This is a genomic window from Neisseria mucosa, from assembly GCA_003028315.1.
Lineage (GTDB): Bacteria > Pseudomonadota > Gammaproteobacteria > Burkholderiales > Neisseriaceae > Neisseria > Neisseria mucosa.
On record CP028150.1, the window covers coordinates 693,087 to 712,367 of the forward strand.

Annotated in this window: 7 protein-coding genes and 2 CRISPR repeat arrays (1 of these 9 cut by a window edge); of the genes, 2 read left to right on the forward strand and 5 right to left on the reverse strand. The window is 54.1% G+C overall.

From position 1 onward, the window contains the following. A CRISPR array of direct repeats spans positions 1-9,966; the repeat unit is 32 nt; unit sequence CCAGCCGCCTTCAGGCGGCTGTGTGTTGAAAC; it begins 1,622 nt to the left of the window's first position. Between the two features lie 22 nt (positions 9,967-9,988). Then, positions 9,989-10,781 (reverse strand): IS5/IS1182 family transposase gene (locus NM96_03495; protein AVR78530.1). Its coding sequence is split into 2 segments (ribosomal slippage): positions 9,989-10,517 and positions 10,516-10,781, totalling 795 coding nucleotides; the frame shifts between segments, so codons are not numbered across the junction. A gap of 65 nt (positions 10,782-10,846) precedes the next feature. Continuing rightward, positions 10,847-11,400: a CRISPR direct-repeat array (repeat unit 19 nt; unit sequence GGCGGCTGTGTGTTGAAAC). 384 nt (positions 11,401-11,784) lie between these two features. Here NM96_03495 and NM96_03500 point away from each other — a divergent pair. Next, positions 11,785-12,003 (forward strand): DUF465 domain-containing protein, encoded by a 219-nt coding sequence (locus tag NM96_03500; GenBank protein ID AVR78531.1) that lies wholly within the window; start codon positions 11,785-11,787, stop codon positions 12,001-12,003. 66 nt (positions 12,004-12,069) lie between these two features. Here the strand turns inward: NM96_03500 and NM96_03505 are convergent, their stop codons facing one another. The 4 genes from NM96_03505 to trpS form a co-directional block, all read right to left on the reverse strand. Continuing rightward, positions 12,070-13,593, reverse strand: a complete 1,524-nt coding sequence (locus tag NM96_03505) for a hypothetical protein (GenBank protein AVR78532.1) — start codon at positions 13,591-13,593, stop codon at positions 12,070-12,072. A gap of 146 nt (positions 13,594-13,739) precedes the next feature. After that, positions 13,740-14,744 carry an adenosine deaminase gene (locus tag NM96_03510; GenBank protein ID AVR80257.1) on the reverse strand — a complete coding sequence of 335 codons (1,005 nt, stop codon included), beginning with the start codon at positions 14,742-14,744 and terminating at the stop codon, positions 13,740-13,742. 17 nt (positions 14,745-14,761) lie between these two features. Beyond that, complete coding sequence (locus NM96_03515; protein AVR78533.1) at positions 14,762-15,301, reverse strand: hypothetical protein; 540 nt, start codon at positions 15,299-15,301, stop codon at positions 14,762-14,764. Positions 15,302-15,378: 77 nt separating this feature from the next. After that, positions 15,379-16,389, reverse strand: a complete 1,011-nt coding sequence (trpS, locus tag NM96_03520; protein AVR78534.1) for a tryptophan--tRNA ligase — start codon at positions 16,387-16,389, stop codon at positions 15,379-15,381. A 258-nt stretch (positions 16,390-16,647) separates the two neighbouring features. Here trpS and clpB point away from each other — a divergent pair, with 258 nt between their 5' ends. Next, on the forward strand, positions 16,648-19,221 hold the full coding sequence (gene clpB, locus NM96_03525) for an ATP-dependent chaperone ClpB (protein ID AVR78535.1): 2,574 nt from the start codon (positions 16,648-16,650) through the stop codon (positions 19,219-19,221). Positions 19,222-19,281 lie beyond the last annotated feature (60 nt).

Below are 19,281 nucleotides of genomic sequence, written 5' to 3' on the forward strand. Positions count from 1 at the left end.
AAACCCATGCATAATGTAAAGCCGAGAAACGATACAACCAGCCGCCTTCAGGCGGCTGTGTGTTGAAACTGTCGTATCGTCCAACATTTTGATTCAGTCTGCCCAGCCGCCTTCAGGCGGCTGTGTGTTGAAACAACGTTAGGTTGTGCAAAGGCGCACAGGCAGGTACCAGCCGCCTTCAGGCGGCTGTGTGTTGAAACGCCGCGATACTGCCAGCAGCAGGTATTTGCCAGCCCAGCCGCCTTCAGGCGGCTGTGTGTTGAAACCGATACCTTGACCAATACAGGCACGCCGTCGGGCCAGCCGCCTTCAGGCGGCTGTGTGTTGAAACTCCGGAGTGAGTTTATGGAATAGGCCGTCTGAACCCAGCCGCCTTCAGGCGGCTGTGTGTTGAAACACATTTAAAAACAATACTTTTACCTTTGAAAAGCCAGCCGCCTTCAGGCGGCTGTGTGTTGAAACGACGAAGATACGGAGATTATTTGGCTTGCATTCGCCAGCCGCCTTCAGGCGGCTGTGTGTTGAAACCAACGTTCATTTGCTGCTGCCTGATGTGTTCGTTCAACCCAGCCGCCTTCAGGCGGCTGTGTGTTGAAACCAACCCGGCAAACCTTTGTACATCGAAGGACGATTCCAGCCGCCTTCAGGCGGCTGTGTGTTGAAACTACCATTTTGGCGCAATATCTTGATGATTGTGTCCCAGCCGCCTTCAGGCGGCTGTGTGTTGAAACCCGATAAGCCGAGCTGCAATCAGCCGCGAACCAGCCGCCTTCAGGCGGCTGTGTGTTGAAACAGGAAGTTACTGAAAAAGCCACAGGAAGCGTATAGCCAGCCGCCTTCAGGCGGCTGTGTGTTGAAACAACAATTTTTTATCTATATTAAATACTTGCATTTCCAGCCGCCTTCAGGCGGCTGTGTGTTGAAACCGGCTCAGTTTACGGATATTTTTACGCAGTTGGCCCAGCCGCCTTCAGGCGGCTGTGTGTTGAAACAACAAACGGCAGCTTGCGGTAAACGCGGAGCTTTCCCAGCCGCCTTCAGGCGGCTGTGTGTTGAAACCGCGACGAAGCCCACATGAACGCGCCTTATCCATGCCCAGCCGCCTTCAGGCGGCTGTGTGTTGAAACACCTTAATCCATGCTTCATCAGCTTCAATGTATTTCCAGCCGCCTTCAGGCGGCTGTGTGTTGAAACGGCAACCAAACAGACAGGCGCCCTGGCGGCTGATCCAGCCGCCTTCAGGCGGCTGTGTGTTGAAACTCCCATTTGTTGCTGGCGTAATGGGTCTCGTAGTGCCAGCCGCCTTCAGGCGGCTGTGTGTTGAAACGTCAACTCAGCCTGATTGTCAGCCTTGACCGCCAACCAGCCGCCTTCAGGCGGCTGTGTGTTGAAACAGCCGTCATTAGTCAGTGTGATGCGGCAATTAAAGACCAGCCGCCTTCAGGCGGCTGTGTGTTGAAACTCAGGCCACAACGCCGTACCGTCTTCCTGAATAGCCCAGCCGCCTTCAGGCGGCTGTGTGTTGAAACCCTTGTTGCCCGATGGGGCATTATCGGTACGACCCAGCCGCCTTCAGGCGGCTGTGTGTTGAAACCGCCGTCAGGCTCGTCATCTGCTCGATGACGTACCCAGCCGCCTTCAGGCGGCTGTGTGTTGAAACCTGCCAATAGGACCGATACGCCCCTTATTTACATTACCCAGCCGCCTTCAGGCGGCTGTGTGTTGAAACCGCTAACGCGAAAACGCATGAGCAAGACGACCAAGCCAGCCGCCTTCAGGCGGCTGTGTGTTGAAACCAGCGGTTGATTGTAGCTTCATCCACATCAAAAACCAGCCGCCTTCAGGCGGCTGTGTGTTGAAACTTCGCATCGGCTGTTTCCGCCGCGCCTGAAATGAACCAGCCGCCTTCAGGCGGCTGTGTGTTGAAACTCACGTCAAATCAAGATGGTATTACGTCATCATCGCCAGCCGCCTTCAGGCGGCTGTGTGTTGAAACTTTGATACTACTCAATTTCACAAACAATAAAGCCCCAGCCGCCTTCAGGCGGCTGTGTGTTGAAACTCCGAAGTGCTGTCGCGGCGCATATCTGCCGCTACCAGCCGCCTTCAGGCGGCTGTGTGTTGAAACCCCACGGTTGTGGACGGAGAACGTCCTAAAACCAACCCAGCCGCCTTCAGGCGGCTGTGTGTTGAAACCTTAGATACTGCGTACATGAGCACCACTTGAAAACCCAGCCGCCTTCAGGCGGCTGTGTGTTGAAACCCGCTTTTAAGCCCTGCGTATTGGAACACTGGGCCAGCCGCCTTCAGGCGGCTGTGTGTTGAAACAAGGTGTACGGATGGAGCCGCTGAACAACACGGCCCAGCCGCCTTCAGGCGGCTGTGTGTTGAAACATAAAAAAAACTTAAACCATCACGCCCCCTACCCCCAGCCGCCTTCAGGCGGCTGTGTGTTGAAACACCTGGCTTTAAATCAGTTATTTCATCCGCATACGCCCAGCCGCCTTCAGGCGGCTGTGTGTTGAAACGGCAGGATACAGGGTGATTCGTAATGTTGATTGATCCAGCCGCCTTCAGGCGGCTGTGTGTTGAAACCTCTCCGCCGCCGTCCTACACTTCGCGCGATACCCCAGCCGCCTTCAGGCGGCTGTGTGTTGAAACCGCCATAACAGCCCGATGCGTAACCAAATCATGACCCAGCCGCCTTCAGGCGGCTGTGTGTTGAAACGATATGAGCGGAAAAGCCAAACGCCCTATCGGGCCCAGCCGCCTTCAGGCGGCTGTGTGTTGAAACTCCACCGCTGTGTCGGGTCGTTCTGACCCTGACCCAGCCGCCTTCAGGCGGCTGTGTGTTGAAACCCTCTTTGGGAAATGTGGATGTTACAACATGGAAACCAGCCGCCTTCAGGCGGCTGTGTGTTGAAACCTTGCCGAGTATATGCAGGAAGAAGGAATCCAACCAGCCGCCTTCAGGCGGCTGTGTGTTGAAACCGCCGATTGAAAAGCCTTTGTAAACGCCTGTTTTCCAGCCGCCTTCAGGCGGCTGTGTGTTGAAACTTTTGCAAGCATATGTGTCAGAATTGCGTATGACCCAGCCGCCTTCAGGCGGCTGTGTGTTGAAACCCTCAAGACGATGGTACAACCGCTTTGACATGGGGCCAGCCGCCTTCAGGCGGCTGTGTGTTGAAACAATTTGTTGGTCAATTACAGCAATGTTTTGATTGACCAGCCGCCTTCAGGCGGCTGTGTGTTGAAACTTACATTATCCCTAAGCCTGAGTTTGATTTTCCTCCCAGCCGCCTTCAGGCGGCTGTGTGTTGAAACCTTCATGGCATAACCTTTCGTTTGTAATGTTTTCCAGCCGCCTTCAGGCGGCTGTGTGTTGAAACACGCTGATACACCCGAACTAGCACTAGATCGCATGCCAGCCGCCTTCAGGCGGCTGTGTGTTGAAACCGCTGATTTTATTCATGCCGTTTGCGGTTTCGGCCAGCCGCCTTCAGGCGGCTGTGTGTTGAAACTAAGCTGGATGTCAATCATTTCAATTTTGAATATCCAGCCGCCTTCAGGCGGCTGTGTGTTGAAACACCGCATCAAATTTCACACCGTCTATCAACACCTCCCAGCCGCCTTCAGGCGGCTGTGTGTTGAAACACCCGCCACGGCGGATGGACGACCGAATTGGAGATCCAGCCGCCTTCAGGCGGCTGTGTGTTGAAACTTGTACGCAACCTTGCCGCGGTGGTCTTCGACGAACCCAGCCGCCTTCAGGCGGCTGTGTGTTGAAACATCGTCTCCCTCAGGAGCATCTTCTCCCGCTACAACCAGCCGCCTTCAGGCGGCTGTGTGTTGAAACAACATAAGGGTCAAATTGTACAAAAATCTGTTCTCCAGCCGCCTTCAGGCGGCTGTGTGTGAAACGTTGAAATTGCAATTTGATGATGTCATTTTTCAGCCAGCCGCCTTCAGGCGGCTGTGTGTTGAAACCCCACTGATGTTGGATGCACCCAATGTAACCGGCCCAGCCGCCTTCAGGCGGCTGTGTGTTGAAACGCTGCCGTTGCCCACCAAATATACGGCCTTACTCCCAGCCGCCTTCAGGCGGCTGTGTGTTGAAACATGACTGAGTCTTTTTGGGATGCTCTTATTATTACACCAGCCGCCTTCAGGCGGCTGTGTGTTGAAACTTGCGCCGTCAAATCGTTTCAGGCTTGACTGAATACCCAGCCGCCTTCAGGCGGCTGTGTGTTGAAACAACATAAGGGTCAAATTGTACAAAAATCTGTTCTCCAGCCGCCTTCAGGCGGCTGTGTGTGAAACGTTGAAATTGCAATTTGATGATGTCATTTTTCAGCCAGCCGCCTTCAGGCGGCTGTGTGTTGAAACCCCACTGATGTTGGATGCACCCAATGTAACCGGCCCAGCCGCCTTCAGGCGGCTGTGTGTTGAAACGCTGCCGTTGCCCACCAAATATACGGCCTTACTCCCAGCCGCCTTCAGGCGGCTGTGTGTTGAAACGCTGCCGTTGCCCACCAAATATACGGCCTTACTCCCAGCCGCCTTCAGGCGGCTGTGTGTTGAAACATGACTGAGTCTTTTTGGGATGCTCTTATTATTACACCAGCCGCCTTCAGGCGGCTGTGTGTTGAAACTTGCGCCGTCAAATCGTTTCAGGCTTGACTGAATACCCAGCCGCCTTCAGGCGGCTGTGTGTTGAAACAAGTCATAGCAATGCACCCGAGACATCATCCGCAAACCAGCCGCCTTCAGGCGGCTGTGTGTTGAAACTAATGATTCAGGCATTGATACGGTCAGAACAGACACCAGCCGCCTTCAGGCGGCTGTGTGTTGAAACATGTGGGCTTCATCGCGGAAGATAACGATATAATCCCAGCCGCCTTCAGGCGGCTGTGTGTTGAAACCAAACCGTCGGCGGAGTATTAAATTATGCTCAAACCAGCCGCCTTCAGGCGGCTGTGTGTTGAAACAGCATATTGTACCCATGTCGGAGGAGCTGAATCTTCCAGCCGCCTTCAGGCGGCTGTGTGTTGAAACCGCGCCCACGCTTTATCGACATGGACGAAATCGCCAGCCGCCTTCAGGCGGCTGTGTGTTGAAACAAACCACCGCCATCATTGCTTTATCCCTGACCGCCCAGCCGCCTTCAGGCGGCTGTGTGTTGAAACTGCATCGGCAAATCAGGCGCGACCGTTGATGGGCCCAGCCGCCTTCAGGCGGCTGTGTGTTGAAACACGCCGTAGTAACTCGCCGAATCAGCGACCTGCGTCCAGCCGCCTTCAGGCGGCTGTGTGTTGAAACATGTGGTGTGATTAGAGAATTTACAAAATCGCCACCAGCCGCCTTCAGGCGGCTGTGTGTTGAAACTACACCGTCAATCCTGAACCCGTATCTTTCCCAACCAGCCGCCTTCAGGCGGCTGTGTGTTGAAACATCCGATTTAATGTAATCGCCAATGAAGTACGCCCAGCCGCCTTCAGGCGGCTGTGTGTTGAAACCACCAAAGGTTTCTTGATGTCCAATCGAGTTTTCCCAGCCGCCTTCAGGCGGCTGTGTGTTGAAACTCTTGCAGGGTTGCTGGCTGTTTTGGAAACTAACCAGCCGCCTTCAGGCGGCTGTGTGTTGAAACAAAAATTATTGAAGAGTACCAAGATGAACAGGGGCCAGCCGCCTTCAGGCGGCTGTGTGTTGAAACCGTGCAGGGGTTTCCGCCGCTGGCGAACGGTTGAGCCAGCCGCCTTCAGGCGGCTGTGTGTTGAAACTCAACGTTGGTGTGCCGACAGGTTTTATTTTGTACCAGCCGCCTTCAGGCGGCTGTGTGTTGAAACGTCAACTCAGCCTGATTGTCAGCCTTGACCGCCCCAGCCGCCTTCAGGCGGCTGTGTGTTGAAACCCAAAGCCGCCGAACGAATCACGAAGCTGACCGCCTCCAGCCGCCTTCAGGCGGCTGTGTGTTGAAACCGGTGCTACTGATTCCCCCATCGTGGCGAGGAAGTCCAGCCGCCTTCAGGCGGCTGTGTGTTGAAACGCCGAAATGTCGCCCTGAGAGCCAGTAGTAGTGGCCAGCCGCCTTCAGGCGGCTGTGTGTTGAAACGTCAAGTAAGCGTAAACAGCATCTTGTTTCAAGAACCAGCCGCCTTCAGGCGGCTGTGTGTTGAAACCGGGAAGAAGCCCCTCAATATCATAAGAGCCTGACCAGCCGCCTTCAGGCGGCTGTGTGTTGAAACCCTCCCATTTACGAATAGCTTCAGCATATGGAAGACCAGCCGCCTTCAGGCGGCTGTGTGTTGAAACTTTAAAAATCAGGAAACGCAGTAACCGCCCTTCCCAGCCGCCTTCAGGCGGCTGTGTGTTGAAACAGCGTCAAGCCCCATACGCTCAAGCAAATTAATCACCAGCCGCCTTCAGGCGGCTGTGTGTTGAAACGCTTTTCGGCAGTCCCCCCGTGTTACTAGTGGGGCCAGCCGCCTTCAGGCGGCTGTGTGTTGAAACCGTCTTCCATTGTCCGGAACGGGCATAGATTGCCCAGCCGCCTTCAGGCGGCTGTGTGTTGAAACAGACAAGTGCATTGTTTGTTTTTCGGGCGGCAAAGCCAGCCGCCTTCAGGCGGCTGTGTGTTGAAACACAGCTACATCGGGCGCGGTGTGGTTTTAGACGACCCAGCCGCCTTCAGGCGGCTGTGTGTTGAAACGAGGTATTGGCAGGCTAAAAAGATATGGCTCGCCCAGCCGCCTTCAGGCGGCTGTGTGTTGAAACCCACGTTCGTCATTCAGGCTGTTTCTTAAACCGGCCAGCCGCCTTCAGGCGGCTGTGTGTTGAAACATCTTTTAGCCTTTCGTATCTTCATCAGGCGGTATCCAGCCGCCTTCAGGCGGCTGTGTGTTGAAACAGCTTTGTCTCCGTTATGTCGGCAACATTTTGTCCAGCCGCCTTCAGGCGGCTGTGTGTTGAAACGTATCGCGTATAAAAATACTGCGCTCATGTGTTGCCAGCCGCCTTCAGGCGGCTGTGTGTTGAAACTGCCAACGTGGGGATAAAGTCTGTGGGGTTTAGCCAGCCGCCTTCAGGCGGCTGTGTGTTGAAACATTGGTCGTCTTACTTAATTCACTGTCGGCGTACCAGCCGCCTTCAGGCGGCTGTGTGTTGAAACAGCAATACCCGCGCCCGAACCATTGCCCGAACTGCCAGCCGCCTTCAGGCGGCTGTGTGTTGAAACATCAACGATTAAAACCGCACCATCAGGGATGACGCCAGCCGCCTTCAGGCGGCTGTGTGTTGAAACATCTACCATCACATAGTCGTACCAGGTCTGCATCCAGCCGCCTTCAGGCGGCTGTGTGTTGAAACCGCATCGCCAATCTGACGCACGAAATGCGGACTTCCAGCCGCCTTCAGGCGGCTGTGTGTTGAAACACAGACTCATTCAATCCGCGGCAATGCTTTTCAGCATCCAGCCGCCTTCAGGCGGCTGTGTGTTGAAACGATACCCTGAAAAAGACACTTGGTTTCTCAGGAAGCCAGCCGCCTTCAGGCGGCTGTGTGTTGAAACCAAAATGCGGAAAACTACTATGCTACCCTGCTGCACCAGCCGCCTTCAGGCGGCTGTGTGTTGAAACAGCCTACCGCGCAAAGCAGACCGCGTGAAGCCCAACCAGCCGCCTTCAGGCGGCTGTGTGTTGAAACTTATACCGTTATCGGCGGTCTTTTAGGCGGTGCGCCCAGCCGCCTTCAGGCGGCTGTGTGTTGAAACAACTTTTAACGGGCATGGCTGAGGGTAAAGGCTCGGCCAGCCGCCTTCAGGCGGCTGTGTGTTGAAACAGTCAATAACCCACGATAAAGAAAGGTCGTCTGAACCAGCCGCCTTCAGGCGGCTGTGTGTTGAAACACTGACGAATAACCCAAAACGAAAGGAAACGTATCCAGCCGCCTTCAGGCGGCTGTGTGTTGAAACAATAAAAGGTAGTCAGTCGAAAACCATAACCGCAACCAGCCGCTTTCAGGCGGCTGTGTGTTGAAACCAAAACTGCCCCTAATCCCTCCCTAGCTGCTCCACCCAGCCGCCTTCAGGCGGCTGGGTGTTGAAACACAGGCTGCGCCGTATATTAAAGGCAACGGCAATCCCAGCCGCCTTCAGGCGGCTGTGTGTTGAAACCTGAACTCCCTCAACACTGGGACGAGGTGTATCTTCCAGCCGCCTTCAGGCGGCTGTGTGTTGAAACAACTGGTTCGGTTAGCCACAACACGGTGCCTGATAGCCAGCCGCCTTCAGGCGGCTGTGTGTTGAAACCCCGCACTATATCCCGTCTGCCGACAAAATCAAGCCAGCCGCCTTCAGGCGGCTGTGTGTTGAAACTGTCATAACCGTAAACCAACACCTCATAATGCATACCAGCCGCCTTCAGGCGGCTGTGTGTTGAAACCTACGCGAACAGATGGGGTTTGATGAAGACGATGCCAGCCGCCTTCAGGCGGCTGTGTGTTGAAACTGCATCATGCTTACCATCATCCTTATAGACGTGCCCAGCCGCCTTCAGGCGGCTGTGTGTTGAAACAACAGCTACAGTTCATCCACAACCACATCAGCAACCCAGCCGCCTTCAGGCGGCTGTGTGTTGAAACATCATCAGTGACAGTTTGCAGACGTTTTGGGCTCCAGCCGCCTTCAGGCGGCTGTGTGTTGAAACAGGCAGCCCTGAAGCGTTAAAAATGGCACAACAGGCCCAGCCGCCTTCAGGCGGCTGTGTGTTGAAACAGGCTGAAAAAAACAGCCAAGTCGAAGCGGCACCCAGCCGCCTTCAGGCGGCTGGGTGTTGAAACCTATTGAAGCGTGATACGCGCGGCGGCGAGATACCCAGCCGCCTTCAGGCGGCTGTGTGTTGAAACATGTATTACAGTATCTTAGGCGACAAAAACGAACCAGCCGCCTTCAGGCGGCTGTGTGTTGAAACATTGTTGAACGTGCTGACGGGGGCGCAATCCCCGCCCAGCCGCCTTCAGGCGGCTGTGTGTTGAAACAGCAATGAATTTGAAGACGTTGCCTGAGTTACGGACCCAGCCGCCTTCAGGCGGCTGTGTGTTGAAACTGTCAAACTCATATGGTTCAAAATCATTGTAATGCCAGCCGCCTTCAGGCGGCTGTGTGTTGAAACAAACACTACGCCGTCCACGATTTTGCCGAGTTTTTCCAGCCGCCTTCAGGCGGCTGTGTGTTGAAACGGGGGTCGTCTGAAAGAGGCGGACAAGCGCATCGACGCCAGCCGCCTTCAGGCGGCTGTGTGTTGAAACGATGACTCCTACTATGCTTTTTTGCCGGATATGCCCAGCCGCCTTCAGGCGGCTGTGTGTTGAAACGACAAATCACTTCACGTCCGTGAAGCCTCCACAGCCAGCCGCCTTCAGGCGGCTGTGTGTTGAAACATGGGCTATAAGATGTATCAGGGTTACAAAGAAAAACCAGCCGCCTTCAGGCGGCTGTGTGTTGAAACTATCTCGGCGTATTTGTACCGGTCGTGGTGGGCTCCAGCCGCCTTCAGGCGGCTGTGTGTTGAAACATGACACAGATATTCAGGAGCAAATCCAGCACGGCCAGCCGCCTTCAGGCGGCTGTGTGTTGAAACTTTAAATGAATGATTCCCGCCTGTTATCTTTACCCAGCCGCCTTCAGGCGGCTGTGTGTTGAAACACGGCCAGTCGTCCCCATGTCTTCGAGGTCGATACCCAGCCGCCTTCAGGCGGCTGTGTGTTGAAACTTCCCATGCCTGCATCGGGTCTTTGGCTGCGCCCCAGCCGCCTTCAGGCGGCTGTGTGTTGAAACCAATCGCCTGACAAAGAACACACATGGGCGGACTGCCAGCCGCCTTCAGGCGGCTGTGTGTTGAAACGGCAGTGTACACGGTTTGATGTACGACGCTACAACCCAGCCGCCTTCAGGCGGCTGTGTGTTGAAACTGCATATCCTCTCAGAGCGTGTTCATAGTCTTCGTAGCAGGACTCCCAAGAAAGCCAAAGCTACCATTTGCAGACTGGTACTCAACTTACGCTCGCAGTTTTTCCAAAGCCGCCTGTTCTTTTCCAACCAGGAAAAGCTGCGCTCTACTACCCATCGCTTCGGCAATACTGCAAAACGGTGCAATTCGTTTCGTTTGGCAATCTCTACCTCCGCACCAACCAACTCCTGTACCGACGAAGCAAATGCCTTACCCGTGTAACCACCGTCAGCAAGGATTTTTTGTATCGCACCAAGATTATCCCGCCCACGTTCCAATGCCACCAGGCAGCCTTTTCTATCCGTAACATCCGCCGTCGTTACCGCAAGGGCATGCGGCAAACCTTGCGTGTCAACCGCTATATGTCGCTTGATACCGCTAACCTTCTTGCCCGCATCGTAGCCTTTTTCCATGGCGGTATCCGTGTTCTTCACACTCTGCGCATCAATAATCAGGAAAGTAGTTGCTTCATGGCGCCCCTGCTTGCGGCGCTCCTCAACTACCTGATTTTTTTAATGCTTCCTCAAGGATGCTGATACCACTCTCGCGTGGTTTGGTCCATCTCTGGAAGTAGGAATGCACGGTGCGCCATTTGGGGAAGTCGCCCGGCAAAGCGCGCCAGGAGCAGCCAGTGCGTTGCAGGTAGAGAATGGCACAAAAGACATCGTACAAGTCCACCTGGCGTGGCGCTGTGCGTTTACGGGCACTTTCCAGCAGGGGAAGGAGAGGCGCAAATTGCTCGCGACTGATATCGCTTGGGTAGGTTTTTCTGTTCATGCCGATAGTTTACAGCAGAGGCTGAGACAATGAACACGTTCTCAGAAAAGAACGAGAAAGCCAGACCAGCCGCCTTCAGGCGGCTGTGTGTTGAAACAGAATGGCAAGAAGGCGCGGATATATCAGATCAGGCCAGCCGCCTTCGGGCGGCTGTGTGTTGAAACATTTTGATTAATCATTAGGAGTATAATCATGCAGCCCAGCCGCCTTCGGGCGGCTGTGTGTTGAAACAACAAACAATCCTCAAAATGGTAGCTGCGATGGGTCCAGCCGCCTTCGGGCGGCTGTGTGTTGAAACATCGGCTCAGTGGCTGAACCGCGCATATCGGGACCAGCCGCCTTCGGGCGGCTGTGTGTTGAAACACTTAGTGGCGGTGTAGAATCTGCCCTTGCAATGTACCAGCCGCCTTCAGGCGGCTGTGTGTTGAAACTCCAAGATGCGGTTCAAATCGCGGGCGTTATTGCTCCAGCCGCCTTTGGGCGGCTGTGTATTGAAGCCACGTTCGCTCTGAAACGACAGATCCAGCCTCTTTCAGGCGGCTGTGTGTTGAAATAGACGACCTCTACCGTACTGGCGATTGATTTTGCTAGCCGCCTTCAGGTGACTGCGTGTTGAAACCCGTAGCCGAGGGAGCAGAGGTAGAGGCGCAGGCCCAGCCATCTTCAGCTAACCATATGTCGAAACCAGACTGTGTTTTCCTGATTTAAACCATCTGTAACCATTTACTTTTTGATGGTTATGTCTGAAAAATCATCTGTGGAATAGGAAATCGTTAATCCATCAAATCTCTGTTTTTCAGACGACTGTAATTGGATTTGTTTGGTTCTAATTAAATCAGATTTTTCCAGCTTCGGGCTGCCGGATAAATTTGATGCAATACAGGGTTTGATTAGCTAGGGGCTGGATAAAAACGGCAGCTTTGTTATAATAAAACTACTGGCAGTTACATACTTTTCTTGGCATTGCGCCGTTTTATTCATATTAACGAAAGAGGAAAACAAAATGTTTCCAGAATATCGTGATTTAATTTCCAAATTAAAACAAGAAGACGCCCACTTCGCCCGTCTGTTTGACGAGCATAATGAGTTGGACGATAAGATTACAGGTTTGGTTAATAATCCTGTTACCAGCGGTTCTGAAGAAATTGAGGAGCTGAAAAAAGCCAAATTGAAACTGAAAGACGAATTGTACGCTCTGTTGCAAAAGGCTTCAGGCAAGTAATCGGGATTTGAATAAGGTCGTCTGAAAATGCCAATCCAGGTTTTCAGACGACCTTTCGTTTGGGTTTTACAGCAATCCTTCTATCGGCAGGATGGAGAGAATTTTGGAGGTAACGCGTTTCCAGAATTTGGCTTCCGGCTCGGCGGAGTAGGTTTTCTGGGTGGCGGGGTCGTGCCAGTGCAGTTTGTTGTATTTGTCGAGGGTAACCTGATAGGCGTATTTGGGGGTGGTATTGACGAGGGTGCGCTGCATTTCGCCTGCGATTTTGGGGCTTTCGAGGACGATGCCCATTTCGGTGTTGAGTCTGGCGGAGCGCGGGTCGAGATTGAATGAGCCGATGAAGACGCGTTTTTCGTCCACGATGAAGGTTTTGGCGTGCAGGCTGGTGGCGGAGCTGCCGGTCAGACCGTGGTCTTTGGTGGTGGGGACGGCGTGGTTGGGTTGCAGCTCGTAGAGTTTGACACCGGCTTTGAGCAGGGGCTTGCGGTATTTGACGTAGCCTGAATGGACGGCGGCGACATCGGTCGCTTGGAGCGAGTTGGTCAGGACGGTTACGTCCACGCCATTTTTGACGAGTTGGTCGAGCGCGCGCACGCCTGATTTGGTGGGAACGAAATAGGGCGAAACGAGATAGACGCTTTTTTCGGGCGTTTTCAGGGCGTCCTGCATGCGGTCAAAAATAGGAGGTTTGTGGCGGTCTCGGTCCAGCCCTTTGGCGGGGTCGTCGCTGATCAGGCGGGTGTGGACGCTTTGCCAGTCTATGCTGTTGCTCTGCATTTTTTTGTAGAGTTCGGAATTTTCGATGCTGCTGCGGTAGCGGCTGAGGATTTCGTTTTTGTCTTTGTCGTTGTAACCCAGCTCTTGGAAGCCTTTTTCGATATCGCCTTTTTTGATGATGCTGGCGACAGTGTAGGAGGAATGGCTTGCCCAATAGCGGTCGAAGTCTTGGGAAACTTCGGTCACGACGCGGCCAGTGGCGAGGATATCGAGGTCGGCGAAGATGGTGTCTTCGCCGACTTTGAAATATTCGTCGCCGATATTGCGCCCGCCGAGGATGGTGGCGCGGTTGTCTGCGGTGAAGGATTTGTTGTGCATCCGGCGGTTGAGGCGCGGGAAGTCGGTCAAATAGCCCAGCGCGCGCCATTTGCGGCGGACGAAGGGGTTGAACAGGCGAATTTCGATATTGGGATGGCTGTCGAGGGCGAGCAGGACGTTGTCCAGACCGTTGGTGTTGTTGTCGTCCAGCAGCAGGCGCACGCGCACGCCGCGTTCGGCGGCACGGTGGATCAGGTTGAACATGAGTTTGCCGGAGATGTCGTTGTGCCAGATGTAGTATTGGAGGTCCAGGGTGTGGTCGGCGGCTTCAATCAGGGCGGCGCGGGCGACGAAGGCTTCGTGCGCGTCGTTGAGCAGATAGACATTGGAAATATCGCCTCCGGTTTTGGTAGTGGCGGTGTTGAGCAGGGCATCCATGCGCGGGGCGGAACGGATGTCGAGGTAGTGGCTTTCAGGGCGATCGTCCAGTGAGGGCAGGCCGGCGCAACCTGTCAGAAAAACCGGAAGCATAAGGATGAGATGGATTTTTTTCATTCTTGAGGGCATTTCAGACGACTTTCTGCGCTGAAACGGTATTTTTATTTAGAAGGGTCGTCTGAAAGGAAGTTCGATGTTTATACGGTTCGCATTTTAACCGAGAACAAAGCCGACCGGATTGCTTTTTCAGGTCGGCTTTGTGTCTAAACATGGATGCCGTCGATTTCGGCGTACCGTTTTGCTTTTTCTTCCTCGTTTAAAAACGAGGCTTTGAACGAGTTTTTGCACAAGGTGCGGATGTCTGCTTCATTCAAATCCAATGCGTCAGCAAGTTCGATGAAATTTTGGTTAAGATAGCCGCCGAAGTAGGCGGGGTCGTCTGAATTGACGGTAACCAATACGCCGTGCTCAAGCATACGGCGCAAGTTGTGCCGGGACAGGTCGCCGACGACTTTGAGTTTGAGGTTGCTCAAGGGGCAGACGGTCAGGGGCATTTGCTCGGCAATCAGGCGCTGCATAAGGGGTTCGTCTTCTTCGGAACGTACGCCGTGGTCGATGCGGACGACTTTCAGCAAATCCAACGCTTCCCAAACGTATTCGGGCGGGCCTTCTTCACCGGCATGGGCGACGGCGGGAAAACCTTGCGCGCGGGCTTGGGCGAAGACGCGCTCGAATTTCGAGGGCGGGTTGCCGAGTTCGCCCGAATCCAGCCCGATGCCGTCGATATGTCGTCTGAAAGGCTGTGCTTGGGCAAGCGTTTCAAACGCGGATTCTTCGCTCAAATGCCGCAGGAAACACATAATCAGCCTGCTGGAAATGCCCCATTTTTCCTGCGCTTCCAGGCGGGCGCGGGTAATGCCGTTGATGACGGTTTCAAACGGTACGCCGCGCGCGGTATGGGTTTGCGGGTCGAAGAAGATTTCGGTGTGGACGACGTTGTCCTCGCGGCAGCGGGCGAAATAAGCGGTGGTCAGGTCGTAAAAATCCTGCTCGTGGAGCAAGACCGCCGCTGCTGCGTAGTAAATATCGAGGAAGGATTGCAGGTTGTGAAAATCGTAAGCGCGGCGCACGGCGTCTACATCCGCATAGGGAATGGAAACGCCGTTGCGCCCGGCGATGGCGAACATCAATTCCGGCTCGAACGTGCCTTCGATATGGACGTGCAATTCGGCTTTAGGCAGGGTGCGGATTAAGGTGTGTACGGTCATGGGCGGCACCCGCTCGATCAATAGTGGCGGCGGCGGAAGTAGAACATTCCTTCGCTGTCGAGTTCGAGGATGTAGCGGCCGTTTTGAACGGCGGCATAGCCGCTTTTGCCTGCCTGATAGGGTTGCAGGGCGGCGTGGGAGAGGAGGTAGCTTGTCAGTTTGCCGCCGTCTTCAGCGATGTTGCCGACCAGTTTGGCAAACAAGGCATGGCATTTGCCGTTTTCAGTCCAGCCCAAAGGCTCGCCTTTGTCGCCGGTTTCCATACATTTGCCGCTGATGACTTCCAAATCGTTGGGGTGGTTGCCGATCAGTTGGATGACGTTTTGTTCGGATAAGCCGTTAATCGGATAGCTGATTTGTTTTTTGCCGTCGTTGGTTTTGCCTTCGCTGCTTTGACCTAAATCCAAGCCTGCGATGGCGTTGTTGTCGATATATTTGACTTTAAACGCGGGTTTTGGCGCAGCTTCGGCGGCATTTTGGGCGGGCTCGGCAGGAGCTTCGGATTTGCCGCAGGCGGCAAGCAGGAGGGCTGATAAGAGAATTGGAAAGGCTTTCATCGGATATTCCTTGTTTTAAACAGGAAGAGGTCGTCTGAAATATAAGCGGACTGCTTTTTCAGACGACCTTTTGAGATTTACTTCAATGGGCGAATGCCGACGGCGTCGCGTACTTGGTCCAGCAGTTCGCGTGCTTCTTTGCGCGCTTTGGCGGCACCTGCTTGCAGGATGTCTTCGATTTGCGAAGGATTGGCGGTCAGCGCGTTGTAGCGTTCGCGCGGTTCTGCCAGCTCGGCGTTGATTTTGGCTGCCAAGAGTTTTTTGGCTTCGCCCCATGCCAAGCCTTCGGCCAGCATTTGCGTGAATGCTGCGGTTTCAGACGGCGTGGAGAAGGCTTTGTAGATTTCAAACAGAGGACTTTCGTCGGGCTGTTTCGGCTCGCCCGGCTCTTTCATGTTGGTGATGATTTTGTTGACCGATTTTTGGGTTTTCTTGTCGTTTTCCCAAAGCGGAATGGTGTTGCCGTAGGATTTGGACATTTTGCGTCCGTCCAAGCCGACCAAGAGTTCGACGTTTTCGTCGATTTTCACTTCGGGCAGGGTGAAGACTTCTTTGAAACGGTGGTTGAAGCGGCCGGCGATGTCGCGCGCCATTTCGACGTGTTGGATTTGGTCGCGGCCGACGGGGACTTCGTTGGCGTTGAACATGAGAATGTCGGCGGTCATCAGGATGGGGTAGCTGTACAGACCCATTTCTACGCCGTGGTCGGGGTCTTCCTGATTGTTTTCAGCGTTTGCCTGCACGGCGGCTTTGTAGGCGTGGGCGCGGTTCATCAGACCTTTGGCGGTGATGCAGGTCAGAATCCAGTTCAATTCCATCACTTCGGGAATGTCGCTTTGGCGGTAGAAGGTGGTGCGCTCGGGGTCGAGTCCGCAGGCAAGCCAAGTGGCGGCAACGGCTTGGGTGGATTGGTGGATCATCTCCGGCTCGTGGCATTTGATGATGCCGTGGTAGTCGGCGAGGAAGAGGAAGGATTCGGTATCGGGGTTTTGCGCCGCGCGGACGGCGGGGCGGATGGCACCGACGTAGTTGCCCAGATGCGGGATGCCGGTGGTGGTTACGCCTGTGAGGACGCGTTTCTTGCTCATGGGGATATCCTTAAATAGCTCAAGGTCGTCTGAAAATGAAATAAGGATGGATTATACCTGATTCCCAACGAGTTTTCAGGCGACCTTTTTATAATTGGCATATGGACTTATTCACAGCTTTTTTTATTTAATTTTATTTAAAAACATAAAGATACCATTTTTTCAATATTTTCTTAGATTTTCCCCCTTGAGTTATCCACAGGCGGCACTATATAGCATTCATTAGAATGATATTTCAAAAGAAAAGGAAACCTAAAGATGAGATTCGACAAATTAACCGCCAAATTCCAACAAGCCCTTGCAGAAGCTCAGAGTTTGGCGTTGGCTGCGGACAGCAGCTATCTGGAAGCGGGCTTTGTGCTTAAAGCCCTGCTTGATGACCAAAACAGCGGAGCCGCCGCGCTCTTGGCTCATGCGGGCGTGAACGTGCCGCAGGTGAAACAGCGTTTGCAGCAGCATTTAAACAGCCTGCCGAAAGTGTCCGGCCAGGGCGGCGACATTATGCCCAGCCGTGAATTGCAGGCGGTGTTGAACCTGATGGACAAAGCGGCAACCAAACGCGGCGATGCCTATATCGCCAGCGAACTTTTCCTGCTTGCCTTGGTGCAGCAGAACGATGCGACCGGCAAAATCTTGAAAGAAGCCGGCGCGACCGAACAAAACATCAATGCCGCGATTGACGCGGTACGAGGAGGACAAAACGTGAATGATGCCAATGCCGAAGACCAACGCGATGCGTTGAAAAAATACACGCTCGACCTGACCCAGCGCGCCCGCGACGGCAAACTTGACCCCGTTATCGGCCGCGATGACGAAATCCGCCGCGCGATTCAGGTATTGCAACGCCGTACCAAAAACAACCCAGTATTGATTGGCGAACCGGGTGTGGGTAAAACCGCCATCGTCGAAGGCTTGGCGCAACGCATCGTCAACGGCGAAGTGCCTGAATCCCTGCGCAATAAACGTCTGTTGGTTTTGGACTTGGCGGCATTGATTGCCGGCGCGAAATACCGCGGCGAATTTGAAGAACGCTTGAAAGGCGTGTTGAACGACTTGGCGAAAGACGACGGCAACACCCTGATTTTCATTGATGAAATCCATACTTTGGTCGGCGCGGGCAAAACCGACGGCGCGATGGATGCGGGCAATATGTTGAAACCGGCTTTGGCACGCGGCGAACTGCACTGTATCGGCGCGACCACTTTGGACGAATACCGCCAATACATCGAAAAAGATGCGGCACTCGAACGCCGCTTCCAAAAAGTATTGGTCGGTGAACCTAGCGTGGAAGACACCATCGCCATCCTGCGCGGTTTGCAGGAGCGTTATGAAATCCACCACGGCATCGACATCACCGACCCCGCCATTGTTGCCGCCGCAGAATTGAGCGACCGCTACATTACCGACCGCTTCCTGCCCGACAAAGCGATTGATTTGATTGACGAAGCCGCCAGCCGCATCAAAATGGAGCTGGACAGCAAACCCGAGCAGATGGACAAACTCGACCGCCGAATCATCCAGCTCAAAATGGAAAAAATGCACGTTGCCAAAGAAAGCGACGACGCCAGCAAAAAACGTTTGGAACTGATAGACGAAGAGATCGACGGTCTGCAAAAAGAATACGCCGATTTGGACGAAATCTGGAAAGCCGAAAAAGCCGCATCTTCCAGTACCGCCGACATTAAGAAACAGATGGACGACATCAAAGTCAAAATCGAGCAGGCCAAACGCCAAGGGGACTTCGCCCGCGCGTCCGAACTCGAATACGGCGAGTTGCCGAAATTGGGCGCGCAGTTGCAGGCGGCGGAAAGCAACCCCGACGGCAAAAAACAAAACAAACTCTTCCGTACCGAAGTCGGGGCGGACGAAGTGGCCGAAATCGTATCGCGTATGACCGGCATCCCCGTGTCCAAAATGATGGAAGGCGAACGCGACAAGCTGCTGAAAATGGAAGAAGTATTGCACCGCCGCGTGGTCGGTCAAGACGAAGCCGTGCGCGCCGTGTCCGACGCCATCCGCCGCAGCCGCTCCGGCCTTGCCGACCCGAATAAACCTTACGGCAGCTTCCTGTTCCTAGGCCCGACCGGCGTGGGTAAAACCGAGTTATGCAAAGCTTTGGCAGGCTTCCTGTTTGACAGCGAAGACCACCTCATCCGTATCGACATGTCTGAATACATGGAAAAACACGCCGTTGCACGCCTGATCGGCGCGCCTCCGGGCTATGTCGGCTACGAAGAGGGCGGCTACCTGACCGAACAAGTCCGCCGCAAACCGTACAGCGTGATTCTTCTGGATGAAGTGGAAAAGGCCCATCCCGACGTGTTCAACATCCTGTTGCAAGTATTGGATGACGGTCGCCTGACCGACGGACAAGGCCGCACCGTGGACTTCAAAAACACTGTTATCGTCATGACTTCCAACATCGGCAGCCAGCACATCCAACAAATGGGTACGCAGGACTACGAAGCCGTGAAAGAAGCGGTGATGGAAGAAGTGAAAGCCTACTTCCGCCCCGAAATGATCAACCGTATCGACGAAGTGGTTGTGTTCCACGGACTGAATCAGGAGAATATCCGCAACATCGCGAAAATCCAGCTCAAAGGCTTGGAAAAACGTTTGGAAGCGCAGCACCTGCACCTGAAAGTGGACGATGCCGCCTTGGATTTGATTGCCAAAGCCGGTTTCGACCCCGTGTACGGCGCACGCCCGCTCAAACGCGCCATCCAGTCGGAAATCGAAAACCCGCTGGCCATGGCGTTGCTCGAAGGCAAATATGCGCCCGAAAGCACGATTCATGTGAAAGAAGAGGGTGGCAAGCTGGTGTTTGCTTGATTTGAGTGTAGATTGAGATAAAGTGATGAAAAAGGTCGTCTGAAAACCTGATTGTGGGTT